This is a genomic window from Pseudomonas sp. FG-3G (assembly GCF_901007645.1).
GTDB lineage: Bacteria > Pseudomonadota > Gammaproteobacteria > Pseudomonadales > Pseudomonadaceae > Aquipseudomonas > Aquipseudomonas rhizophila.
The window spans coordinates 119,702-131,590 of sequence record NZ_CAAKGZ010000005.1 but is presented as its reverse complement, the minus strand read 5'-3'; the positions used below and the strand labels follow the sequence as shown (position 1 = coordinate 131,590).

8 protein-coding genes are annotated in these 11,889 nt (G+C 60.4%); 1 reads left to right on the top strand and 7 read right to left on the bottom strand.

Going from position 1 to position 11,889, the window contains the following annotated elements; translation table 11 throughout:
- Nucleotides 1–89: 89 nt before the first annotated feature.
- Entirely contained in the window at nucleotides 90–1,511 is a 1,422-nt protein-coding gene (locus PSEUDOMOFG3G_RS03630; protein ID WP_139049234.1) for an amino acid permease, read from the bottom strand.
- Nucleotides 1,512–2,019: 508 nt separating this feature from the next.
- Nucleotides 2,020–2,481 carry a transposase gene (locus PSEUDOMOFG3G_RS03625; RefSeq protein WP_139049233.1) on the bottom strand — a complete coding sequence of 154 codons (462 nt, stop codon included), beginning with the start codon at nucleotides 2,479–2,481 and terminating at the stop codon, nucleotides 2,020–2,022.
- Between the two features lie 360 nt (nucleotides 2,482–2,841).
- Between PSEUDOMOFG3G_RS03625 and PSEUDOMOFG3G_RS03620 the strand changes: the two genes are divergently transcribed.
- Nucleotides 2,842–5,949 carry a transglycosylase domain-containing protein gene (locus PSEUDOMOFG3G_RS03620; protein ID WP_139049231.1) on the top strand — a complete coding sequence of 1,036 codons (3,108 nt, stop codon included), beginning with the start codon at nucleotides 2,842–2,844 and terminating at the stop codon, nucleotides 5,947–5,949.
- A gap of 34 nt (nucleotides 5,950–5,983) precedes the next feature.
- Here PSEUDOMOFG3G_RS03620 and PSEUDOMOFG3G_RS03615 read toward each other — a convergent pair whose 3' ends face one another.
- From PSEUDOMOFG3G_RS03615 to PSEUDOMOFG3G_RS03595, 5 genes are all read right to left on the bottom strand, one after another.
- Nucleotides 5,984–7,255 carry a hypothetical protein gene (locus PSEUDOMOFG3G_RS03615; RefSeq protein WP_139049230.1) on the bottom strand — a complete coding sequence of 424 codons (1,272 nt, stop codon included), beginning with the start codon at nucleotides 7,253–7,255 and terminating at the stop codon, nucleotides 5,984–5,986.
- Between the two features lie 30 nt (nucleotides 7,256–7,285).
- A complete protein-coding gene (locus PSEUDOMOFG3G_RS03610) occupies nucleotides 7,286–7,768 on the bottom strand; it encodes a CS1 type fimbrial major subunit (protein WP_139049229.1) in 483 nt (160 codons plus the stop codon).
- A 45-nt stretch (nucleotides 7,769–7,813) separates the two neighbouring features.
- The gene (locus PSEUDOMOFG3G_RS03605; RefSeq protein ID WP_139049228.1) at nucleotides 7,814–8,557 is read right to left on the bottom strand and encodes a molecular chaperone; all 744 of its coding nucleotides are present in this window, start codon (nucleotides 8,555–8,557) and stop codon (nucleotides 7,814–7,816) included.
- Between the two features lie 105 nt (nucleotides 8,558–8,662).
- Nucleotides 8,663–11,185, bottom strand: coding sequence for a TcfC E-set like domain-containing protein (locus PSEUDOMOFG3G_RS03600; protein WP_139049227.1), 2,523 nt, complete (start codon nucleotides 11,183–11,185; stop codon nucleotides 8,663–8,665).
- A gap of 114 nt (nucleotides 11,186–11,299) precedes the next feature.
- Nucleotides 11,300–11,788, bottom strand: coding sequence for a CS1 type fimbrial major subunit (locus PSEUDOMOFG3G_RS03595; protein ID WP_139049226.1), 489 nt, complete (start codon nucleotides 11,786–11,788; stop codon nucleotides 11,300–11,302).
- Nucleotides 11,789–11,889 lie beyond the last annotated feature (101 nt).

Genomic DNA, 11,889 nt, shown 5'->3' with positions numbered 1-11,889 from the left:
AGCTGTGGCGAGGGTTTGTAGTCCGCGTCTATCAATCATAAAAAAGCCCCGATCATCCGACCGGGGCTTTGTTTTACAACACCATTAACTTACGAAACCGAACGCACCGAACCCTGCACATCACCCGTCGGCTGCAACTTGAAGGTATAAAACAACACCGTCAGCAGCACCAGGAACGCCGGGCCCACGTAGAGGGCCACGCGGGTATCGGGGAAGTAGGCCATCAGGCCCACCACCAGCACCAGGAACGCCAGCGCCAAATACGAACTGACCGGGTACAGCCACATGCGGTATTTCAGGGCCGCACGTTCCGAAGCGCTCAGGCTTTTACGGAATTTTAGCTGGGCCAGCAGGATCATCACCCAGGTCCAGATCGCGCCGAAGGTGGCGATGGAGGTCACCCAGACAAAGACTTTTTCCGGCACCAGGTAGTTGAGCAGCACGCCCAGCAGCAGCGCGGCGATGGACAGCAGCAACGCGCGGCGCGGCACGCCGTTGGCCGAGGTGGTGGCGAAACCAGCCGGGGCCTGGCCGTTCTGCGCCAGGCTGTAGAGCATCCGCCCGGTGCTGAAGATCCCGCCGTTGCAGGACGACAGCGCCGCAGTGATCACCACGAAGTTGATGATGCCGGCGGCGGTCTTGATACCCAGGCGCTCGAAGGTCATCACGAACGGGCTGCCCTGGGTGCCGATTTCGTTCCAGGGGTAGATCGACAGGATCACGAACAGCGCGCCGACGTAGAACAGCAGGATCCGCCAGAACACCGAACCGATGGCGTTAGGGATGGTTTTCTGCGGGTTCTTCGCCTCACCGGCGGTCAGGCCGATCATTTCCACACCCAGGTACGCGAACATCACCATTTGCAGGGACATCAACACACCCTGCACGCCGTTGGGCAGGAAACCGCCGTGCGTCCAGAGATTGGAAATACCCAGGGCCACGCCGTCGTTGCCGAACCCGAAGGCGATGATGCCCACGCCGCCGATGACCATGGCGATGATGGTGACGATCTTGATCAAGGCGAACCAGAACTCGAATTCGCCGAAGGCCTTGACCGCGATCAGATTGATCGAGCCCATGCTGATCAGTGCCGCCAGGGCCCAGATCCAGCGGGGCACGTCGGGGAACCAGATGCCCATGTACACCGCCACCGCGGTGATTTCCGCCACGCAGGTAACCAGCCACAGGAACCAGTAGTTCCAGCCGGTCAGGAATCCCGCCAGCGGCCCGAGGTAGTCCTGGGCATAACGACTGAACGAGCCGGCCACCGGGTTGTGCACGGCCATCTCACCGAGCGCACGCATGATCACCAGGATCGCCAGGCCGCCAATGATGTAGGACAGCATGATCGCCGGACCGGCCATTTCGATGGCCTTGGCCGAGCCGAGGAACAGCCCGACACCGATGCAAGCGCCGAGCGCCATCAGGCGGATATGCCGCTCGCCGAGTTCACGTTTGAGCGGACCACCCTGAGCGGTCTCGCCATGGGGCAGATGATTGCCGACAGGCATAGGGATACAACCTCGTTTTGTTATTGGATTGACCACCGAGTCTCCAAAGCCGCAAGCCGATAAGCCTGCCACCTTGCCGAAACCGGGTCTGTTTTGTGGACAGACCGTCCTGTAGAACAAACGCCGCAGGATCAGCGGGCCGTGCAGTATAAAAAGCCAGAGGCAGAGAGTTTCACTGTAAAACCAGGGAAAATCAGGGATAAACCTCATCCCTATACCCATCTATGGAGACGTATTGCCTGGGATTACAGCCAATTCGTAAAACGGCGCCGAGTATTGCACAGCGATGGTGCAGCGTCATGCCCGGGGACATGCCGATGGCTCTAGCGCAGGGTTCTTGGGCTGAACAGCCCCTGTGGCGAGGGAGCTTGCTCCCGCTGGGTGGCGCAGCCGCCCCCGGCTTTTTCAACCTGGGAATACTGCTCAGCCATGCATCAGTTGCGTCTGCTGCGCAGCCGAGCGGGAGCAAGCTCCCTCGCCACAAGAGCAACCAATGCAACTAGAGCGACTAGAGCCATTTCGCGTCCCAGAGCGGGTAATCACCAATGCGATCCACCAGCCCTGCGCGAAGCGGATTGGCGATGATGTACCGAGCGAAGGGCCGCAGCTCCTGGTTGTCGCGGATCGCACGATCATGGAAACCGCTTTGCCAAAAGGCACCTTTTCTATTCATTGCTCGATTGATCGCCAGGGTGCTGCGAGATTTTACGGCTTGCATGACCTGAGTGAGTTGGGCTTCCTCCAGTTGCACCAGCCAATGCAGATGGTCCGGCATGACAACCCAGGCCAGCGAATTAACCTGTCCTCGTTCATGAGCCCGGCGCAGTTCTGCAACCAGCAAGCGTCCCAATCGCCAGTCCTTGAAGAGCGGCACGCGTTGGTGAACGACCGTAGTGACGAGGTAGCCTCGCCCCCGTTCCGAAGAGCGTCCGCGACGCAATTGATGAGAGTTTGGGCGTGGTGGATACATTCCTTGGCTTCCTGTCGTTGGGGTATCAACTTACGGTAGCCCCGCCCGGTCTGACCCGAGACTTTGATGTTTGAACGACGTTTCCGATAGCAACGTAGTACCCGTGGCGAGGGAGCTTGCTCCCGCTGGGTGGCGCAGCCGCCCCCGGCTTTTTCAACCTTGGAATACTGCTCAGCCATGCATCAGTTGCGTCTGCTGCGCAGCCGAGCGGGAGCAAGCTCCCTCGCCACAAAAGCCCATCAGCCATAGAGAACAACAACCGTCTTATACATACGGTGTCCACAATTTCCCCGCCGCCCGCGCCGCCACCGTCTAAGCTTCAAACAAGTCCCGATCAATGCGTGAATGGATCAGTCGACTATGGGCGCGTTATGGCAAACCGATTCGAGTAAACCTGTGGGCCCGACTGAACGTATGGAAGAAGCACCTTTACCCCAAAAAAAACGCCGCGCAGGGCATGGCTGGCGAGCGTTCTGGTTGTTGCTGTTGATTATCGTGGTGGTGGTCGGCCTGGCGGTGGCCAAGGAAATGCGCACGTCCAGGTTTCAAGCCCAGGAGCTAAGCCGGTACGCCGCGTCTTTGACCTATTCGGTGCAACCGGGGCCCAGCGACGCCATCGTCTACCCTGGCGCAGGTCCGTTCGACCGGCGGTTGGGTTACAGCTCGCTGGATGAATTCCTGCCGCGGTTGCTCAAGCGCGATTATGTGATCCAGGCCCAGGCACGTTTCTCCCCGGCCTTGATGAACTACGTCGATAAGGGCCTGTTTGCCCCTTATGCGGAAAAGATCCAGGCCGGCCTGACGATCACCGATTGCCGCGTCGCGCCGCTGTACCAGTTCAAGTACCCGCAGCAACTGTACGCCAGCTTCGAGGCAATCCCCCCTGTGGTGGTGCAAAGCCTGTTGTTCATCGAGAACCGCTTTTTGCTCGACCCCAAGCACCCCCAGGCCAACCCGGCGGTGGACTGGCCGCGCTTCGGCATGGCGGCGTGGTCGCAAGTGGCCAAGCTCCTGAGTCTGCCGGGGCAGTCCGCCGGGGGCAGTACACTGGCGACGCAGCTGGAAAAGTATCGCCACTCCGCCGACGGCCTTACCGGGTCGGGGGCGGAGAAAATCCGCCAGATGATTTCCGCCAGTGTGCGGGCCTATCAGGCAGGCCCACAGACCCTTGAGGCCCGGCAGAAAATCATCCGTGATTACCTCAACAGCGTGCCGCTCTCCGCCGTGCCGGGGCATGGCGAAGTCCACGGCATGGCCGAAGGTTTGCGGGTCTGGTACGGCGCCGATTTCAAGCGTGCCAACGAACGCTTGTCCAGCACCGCGACAGACCCCGCCAGCCTCGCGGAAAAAGGCCTGGCCCTGCGGGAAATGCTGTCGTTGATGATCGCCCAGCGCCGCCCCTCCTATTACCTGTCCAAAGGCCGGGACGAACTGGCGCGCCTGACCGACAGCCACGTCCGGCTGCTGGCCCAGAACGGCGTGATCGACACCTCCTTGGCCGAAGCGACCCTGGCAAGCAAGGTCAGTTATCGCGACTGGGTGCAGCAACCCACCATTCAGCCCAACGAAATCAACAAGGGCATCAGCGCCGCCCGCAGTCGTCTGGCCACGTTGCTCAACCGCTCGTTCTACGACCTCGATCGCCTGGACCTCTCCGCCACCAGCACCTTGCAAAACGACTTGCAGACCCAGGCCACCGATTACCTCAAGCGCTTGGCAGACCCGGCGTTCGCTGCCGAAATCGGCCTGATGGGCGAACGTCTTCTGACGCCAACCAGCACCGCCCAGGTGCGCTACAGCTTCACCCTGCTGGAGCTGACCCCGGACGGCTCGCGCGTGCGCGTGCAAACCGACAGCACCGACCAACCCTTTGATATCAACGAAGGCAGCAAACTGGAACTGGGCTCCACCGCCAAGTTACGGGTGCTCACCACCTACCTGCAGATCATCGCCGAACTGCACGAACGTTATGCCCACGAAACCCCGGCAACATTGAAAAAAGCCGAGATCGCCGACCAGGACCGCCTCTCCCGCTGGGCCGTCGACTACCTGATCCAGCACAGCGATCGCAACCTGCCGACGATGCTGGAGGCGGCGCTGGATCGTACCTATTCAGCCAGCCCCGGCGAGGCGTTTTTCACCGGCGGCGGGCTGCACACCTTCAATAATTTCCGTAAGGAAGATAACGGCCGTAATCCCACCTTGCGCGACGCCCTGCGCGAGTCGATCAACCTGCCATTCATTCGCCTGATGCGTGACCTGGTGCGCTACGCCACGTACGCGGGTCCCGACAGCAGTTCGGAGCTGCTCAAGGACGACAAGAATCCGCGCCGCCAGGAGTACCTGGCCCAGTTCGCCGACCGCGAAGGCACCACCTTCCTGCTCAAGTTCTGGAAGAAGTATCAGAAAAAGGACACGGGCCAGCGTCTCGAAACCTTCCTCGACGGCATGCGCCCCACGGCGATCCGCCTGGCCGCCGTGCACCGCTATTTCTTTCCCGGCGACAGCCAGGAAAGCTTCAACCACTTTGTGCGTTCGCACCTCAAGTCGGCCAAGAGCGCCGAAAAGCTCACCGACGAACGCCTGGAACGGCTCTACAGCAGCTACGGCCCGGGCAACTATGACCTGCCCGACCAGGGCTTTATCGCCAAAGTCCATCCGCTGGACCTGTGGCTGGTGGGTTATCTGCTGAACAATCCTGATGCCAAGTTCAGCCAGATCGTCAAAGCCAGCCGGTTCGAACGCCAAGAGGTCTACAGCTGGCTATTCAAAAGCCGGCACAAGAGCGCCCGCGACAGTCGTATCCGCACCATGCTGGAAGTCGAGGCCTTCCTTGACATCCACCAACGCTGGCAGAAAGTCGGCTACCCGTTCGACCATCTGGTGCCGTCGCTGGCCACCGCCATCGGCAGCTCCGGCGACCGCCCCGCCGCGCTGGCGGAGCTGGTGGGCACCATCCTCAACGACGGCATCCGGCTACCGGCGCTGCGCGTCGACAGCCTCGACTTCGCCGTCAATACCCCTTATGAGACACGGCTGATCAGCGATCCGGATAACGGCAAACGGGTGATGCCGGTGGAAGTGGCCCGGGCGTTGCGCGGTGCGTTGTCCCAGGTGGTCGATGCCGGCACCGCGAAACGGGTGGCCGGCAGTTTCACCCTGGCCGATGGCACGCCGTTATCGATGGGTGGCAAGACCGGCACCGGCGACAACCGCATCGAAGCCGTTGGCGCCGGCGGGCGGGTCATCAGTTCCAAGTCGATCAACCGCACCGCGACCTTTGTGTTCTACATCGGCGACAGCCATTTCGGCACCCTCACCGCCTACGTACCGGGGGCTTCGGCGCAGAATTTCAAGTTCACCTCGGCCTTGCCGGTGCAGGTGCTCAAGGGTATGGCGCCGTTCCTCTCGCCGTACTTGCAACCGGGTAGCCATACCCAGTGCCAGCCGTTGGTGGCGCGCCATTGACTCAATCCAACCCCTTAGGAGCGATGGTGGACCGCTAGACCTCCGAATCCCAGATCACCGTCACATTGCCGATGTAGCTCTTGGCATCGCCGGCCAGCATTTCCTCGACCTGGTTGCGGGCGACTTCGAAATGCATCGTTCCCGACCGACGCTCGATGTAATGCCCCGGCTGGAACAACTCGGTGCCGCTTCCATCGAGATAGAGCCGACGGCGGTTGACCGGTTGGCCACCAGCGTCGGTCAGGCCATTGGGCAGAGTCACGCTGATATTCACCGGTACCATCTGGCCGGAGCTGGGTGCCCAGAGCAGGCAGGTGTTATCACTCGAACCGGCGAACTGGCATTGCAGGCCCATCTTGAAACGCGATGAGGCTGAGATGTGGAAGGTCTGGTCACGAAACAACCGCGTCGGTTTTTGCCCCTGGCTCAACCAGGCCTGCCAACCGCCCTGAGGTTCGAGCACGACCTTGTTGCCGCCAGGCGGTACTTCGACCTTGAGCGTGTGTTGGACTTCGAGATTGAAATTGAGCGCAATCACCGAATCGTTTGGGATCATCACGTCACCCATGTCGAAGTCCTGGCCCGGCCCGACGCTGTAGCTCAACGTTCCGGTGTAATGACCGGCCGACATCTTCAAGGGGTTGGGGGTGCGCAGTTCGTAGGCAAAATCCAGATAGGTGTAGCGCATATCAGGCACCAGGTATTTGGCCTGTTTGGCACAGACGCCTTCTTGCGGCGTTTTCCAAAAAAATGCGTACGTGAGCGTGTTGTAGGTCGCAACACCACTGTAGCGGCACGGCGAAGGCGCATACACCCAACTGCCGCCCCATAGCCTGTAATGGGCCGTCTTGAGATCCTCACCCCCTCCCACCAGCTCGACAGGACTCACGCTGAGGCGATATTGCGAACCGATACCGGATACGCGCACTTCAACCTCTTCACTTTCGCCGGTGCTTGAATTGAAGACGGTTGCCGGACGCCAGTTGGCGGGCACCTTGAACATGGCGCCTTGCCGATTACTGGGGTGGTTGGCCTGAATAGGCGCGGACGAATCAAAGGTAATGGGCATCCGAATACTGAACATGCCCGTGATTTCACATTCCCTGGGGTGCTGGGAACAATACCCACTCACCGGTGTGGTATTGGTGAACTTGTTCTCCATGGGCTTCGCCGGATCAGGCCGGAAACGCGCACTGATCTCCTGGGTCAATGCATTGGCCGTCGGCATGCCTATACACAACAAGACAAAAGCCGTGGCAACGCGGCACAGCGAAACACCGCGCCCGAAGATGTTTGAACGACTCATTTCGATCCACTCCAATAAACCGCAATTGCCCTACGGCGCAATGGCATCGAACACCATGTGCACGGTGCCGAAATAATCCCCAGGCGCATACTCCTCCTCGGTCTTGACGGCGATGATTTCCAGCCCCACACGCCGACCGGGCCGGGCCTCGGCGGCCGAGACCACCTGGGCCGAATCCAGGGTCAGTTGGACGTTGTTGAACGTCACCTGCAGGTCGATGCGCTCACGGCCATTGGACAGGTAAGCCTCTTGCCCCAGACGGGCGCCAATGGCCCCGTTGATGTTCTTCACTTCGTAATTGGCCCGTAGCGGCAAGAGCCCGGAGGTCAGGGTGCTGAACAGCATCGGCTGTTCACGCTCGACCAGTTGCGGGTCGACCGGCAGCACGTGGAAGTCGATCGTCGGGATAGTGACGAAGAGTTCGAACGTTTCCCGCTCCAGCGCTGCCCACGCGGGCAAACCCGGCAGCGTCAAGGCGGTGAACAGGAGGGTACGTAACAGCATCTTGAACATGATGATTACCTGTGGCGTCAACGGCAGTTCAGTGACGGCATACCGTCAGCCTTTGATCTCGATGGCTTTTTCCTCGCGACCTTCGATCAGACTGAAGCGGTACTCACGCCCAGGCTCCTTGTCGAACGAAAAAGTGCGACCGGCCATGACGTGGTGCTTGGTGGTCGGCCGGCAATCGTTGTCTTTTTGCGCAGCGCAATCCTTGAACTCATCGATCACCACCACGCTGTTGCCGTTGTTGCGCACCAGGTAGCGATCGGCACTGTCATCCATGGCCGTCTCGAAACGGGTCTCCTTGGGCCTGACAAAAAACACCGTGCCGAAGCCGGCCAGCACTTTCACCCCGGCGGCGATCCGTTCCTTCTTGTATTGCTCGCGTTCCTCGGCGCTGACGGCGAACTCGTCCTCGGCCTCCGGCACCACCGGGACGAAGCGAACCCGGAAGTATCGCTCCTTGCTGCGGTCGCCCATGAACAGCAGACGCGTGCCTTGCATGCCGTTGGCCGGCACGATCAGGCGTGCCGGGCTGGCCATCAGACCATTTCTGGCGAGTACGCCGTCCTGATCCTGCAGCGGCACCTCCAGGTAGCTGCCGTCGTCGCTGTAAAGAATCTCGAGGATGTCGACCTTGACGAATGCGGTGGACGTTCCGCCGTTGAAGATCCGTTTCATGTAGGTGCTCTTGTCGCCTTCGAGATAGTCGTAGACCACCCCAACATTAATCTGCGGCCCGGCCTGGGCCATCAGCGAAAACAGCGACAAACCACACAGAATCAATAAGCGTTTCATTACCAAAACCTCATGAATGGAAGGCGGCCGATGGCGACCGTTTCACGGAACACTGCTTGCAATGTTGAAGGGCGCACCACGCTGGCCGGCGCGCCAGGATCAAGTTCAACCCGCCGTCTCGATCGGGTTGTTGCTGTCGGCCAGGGTGTCTGGCGTGCAGCGCAAATCACCGATCATCAACACATCGCCCTCGCTGTTGGCGTTATCCGGGTCGAGGCGGAACTGGCAAAGCAAGTCATTGCCATAGCGCACTTCAAGCGTCGGGGAGCTGGCGTTCATCTCCATGGAGAAGAAACCGTCCACCTCGCTGACTCCACGGCTGGCGTGGTTGATCACGTGATGGCCCTTGAGCGGCTGGCCCTGCGCGTCCAGCAGACGACCGAGCACGGTCACGCTTCTCATCACGCTGACTTTGCGGTAGTCCACGCCCCCTTTGTTCAAGTGATAGCGGCTGCGTGAAGGCTCTATGTTGGCCGCCGGTGGATGCACGCCGTCGAAGTCGAAGGTCAACAGGCTGTTCTGATAGGCGGTGATGGGCACGAAGTTGCGGCCGGGACGCAAGGTGGTGGTGCCACCCGTCAGGTCGTCGGCGAGCAGGACGATGTCGTCCAGGTCGGTTTCCACATCCACGATCATGCCCGCGCCGCCACTCTGGGGCAGGCCGGTGAAGGCGACTTTCTGGCCACCCACGGCCACCGTGCTGCTGAGGTTCAAGCCACCGGTGAGGTTGTCGTTGTAGGAAGAGCGCTGGATGAAACCGTCGCCGTACACCGTATCGGTGTCGAAACTGGCGAGGCCGGACAGACCCACGCCATAGGTATCGGCCAGTACCGTGGCGGACACGCTTTGCAGCACGTGATCCTGCAGGTCCCGGCGATAGCTCAGCGACCCATTGTTGTCCCGCGTTCCGTCACGGGAGGTGCGGGTGCCGATACTGCCTGACCAATACTCGCCCGGCCCGCCCAAGGCCACGCTGACGCTCAGGTCCACGCCGCGATTTCGTCGATCGGCGGTACTGGAGGTGCCCGGACGGTCGAACACCGACCACCGCCAGTTGGCATCGCTACCACCAAGCTTGCCACGCTGGGACCATCCCAGGTCCACACCGGCGCCCTCGACATTGCCTTCGCTGTAGAACAGCCGCCCGTTGATCGACGACTTGTTGCTCAGTCGATGGGAGACCGACAGCGACGAATTGCTGGTCTGGCCGACGAACACGTCGCGCTGGCGGATACGGGTGCCGTCAGGCAGGGTTTCGTAGGTGTTGCGCGTGTCCAGCCAACTGCGATTATGGCTGGCCACCACACTGCCCAGACCGTAGCTGTACAGCGCCTGCAGGTCCATGCCGGTGCCGTACTGCTCGGTCTGGTAAACGTTGGCAAAGAGGCTGGTGTTGGCGGGCAGCGTCCAGTCCACCGAGGTGCCGTACTGCAGCTTGTCCTGCACCTGGCGCGTGGAAAGCCCCAACACCACTCGCGGGTGCAGCAAGTAATTGAGACCGACCCCGGCAGTCGTGAAGCCCGAGGGTTGATCATCCCAATTGCTCAGCAGTTTGGTTTCGCGGCCGGCAAACAGGTTGTAGCGCCAGCGATCATCGGCACTGCGCCAGTTGTTGGGCTTGTAGACCAGCTCCTGGGACGTGGCGGTGGTCTGCCCGTCTTCGATCAGCCGCACTTCCACTTCATAGATGCCGCCGGGCAATGGCCGGGTATCCAGGCTCTGCAAGCCGGCGCTGACGGCCTGGGTATTGAGCAACAGGCCGTTGCGGTAGATCTCCACCGCCGCCTGACGACTGGCGGTGACATAAATGGGGTACACGCTGGGCTTGGGATTATTGATCACCAGGCTGTCGGAACTGCCGTACATGACCCCCAGCGCGGTATCCGGGTTAGCCCCGAACGAACGGATCTGACGGTTCAAACCATCGGAGCCCGGCATGAAATAACCCAGGCGCAAAAAACTGTCTTGCATCTCGCGCTGGGTGTGCAGCTCATGAACGGCGTGGTAGAGCTTATCGTCCGGCCCGCCCAGGCGCGAAAGCTGCAGATCGAACGACTGGGTCCAGTTACCCACGCTGGAACTGGCATTGAGGCCATAACGCCCGCCCGTATCCTGCTCCTGACCACCGTTGAGATTGAGTTGGTTATTGACGATCAAGCCCAGACTGCCCCCCTGTGGCTGATCGTAATAACGTTTCTCCACGCTGCCGCGCTCCACTTTTTCAGTGAGGATCGACACCAGTGAATGTTCAAGGCTGTAATGCACCGCCAGCAGCCCCGCCGTGCATTTGGCTTCGCAGGCACCCAAGGCGCGCCCCTGTTTGAGCAGTTGCTCCCATTGCCCGCGCTCGACGGGCGGGATCGGGCTGTCCTGGGTGTCGGTGAATTCAAGCAAGGTAATACGATCATCGCGTGTCAACACCACCATGGCTTCGCCGAGGTACTGTTGATCGAGTTCCATACGAACCGCCAGAGGCACATCGAAAAAGTGGGCTTCAAACTCCTCCGGCAGCCCCTTGGCCTGGGACAACAGACTTCTGGGCGTCGTACCCGGGGCGGTCGGCGCAGCCAATGCACTGGCGCACAACAACAGCGCCAGCGCACCCACGATGGGTGTCATCGCAAACATCAATGGATTCTCATATCAGCAAACTATCGGGACGTTCCAGATACAGGCCGGCCGGGCGGCCGACCTGCGTTCATGCCCGCAGGACGAGAAAAGCCTCATCGGGCAGTGAAGGGGTTACGGGCGAGGCACCGCGTCGAAGATCACGGTGAAGTCGGCGGTGTATTGACCGACCTGGCTCTCCAGAGGCACGGTCGAGGCCATGATGAGCATGTCGGCCTGGGTACCTGGAGTGGATGCCGCGTCAGTCACCACTTCCTGAGGAAACTCGGTCAGGGTGACATTGTTGAACCGGGTCAGCAGCGGAATGGCGTCCGTACCATTGGTCAGCGAAGCCTGGCCGCCCAGGATATAGGCATGCACCGAACCGTCGGTGTTCTTCACGTCGAAGGTCTGACGCAAAGGGCTCAAGGAGTTGGTTACCGGATTGTAGTGCATGACTTCATCCTTACCGAAGTCAGGGTTGCGTGGCAGTACATGGAACTGCTTGGTGGGAATCGTCGCGGTGATATGAATAGAAGAGCGGGCATCGTCCAGAGCGAAGACCAGCGAGGAACTCAGGGCTGCGGCGATCAGAGCAGTACCGGATACGATTTGTTTGAGCATGTTTGACACCTGTTCATAGCATAAAGAGAAGGCTTGAAGTTGCAGACCCACTACAGCCTGGCCTGACATCAACGCCGGAGCATGATCCACTCTCTTTAATT

Coding starts and splice junctions, on each gene's coding strand:
- PSEUDOMOFG3G_RS03630 (WP_139049234.1), bottom strand. CDS start 1,511: ATGCCTGTCGGCAATCATCTGCCCCATGGCGAGACCGCTCAGGGTGGT.
- PSEUDOMOFG3G_RS03625 (WP_139049233.1), bottom strand. CDS start 2,481: ATGTATCCACCACGCCCAAACTCTCATCAATTGCGTCGCGGACGCTCT.
- PSEUDOMOFG3G_RS03620 (WP_139049231.1), top strand. CDS start 2,842: ATGGGCGCGTTATGGCAAACCGATTCGAGTAAACCTGTGGGCCCGACT.
- PSEUDOMOFG3G_RS03615 (WP_139049230.1), bottom strand. CDS start 7,255: ATGAGTCGTTCAAACATCTTCGGGCGCGGTGTTTCGCTGTGCCGCGTT.
- PSEUDOMOFG3G_RS03610 (WP_139049229.1), bottom strand. CDS start 7,768: ATGTTCAAGATGCTGTTACGTACCCTCCTGTTCACCGCCTTGACGCTG.
- PSEUDOMOFG3G_RS03605 (WP_139049228.1), bottom strand. CDS start 8,557: ATGAAACGCTTATTGATTCTGTGTGGTTTGTCGCTGTTTTCGCTGATG.
- PSEUDOMOFG3G_RS03600 (WP_139049227.1), bottom strand. CDS start 11,185: ATGTTTGCGATGACACCCATCGTGGGTGCGCTGGCGCTGTTGTTGTGC.
- PSEUDOMOFG3G_RS03595 (WP_139049226.1), bottom strand. CDS start 11,788: ATGCTCAAACAAATCGTATCCGGTACTGCTCTGATCGCCGCAGCCCTG.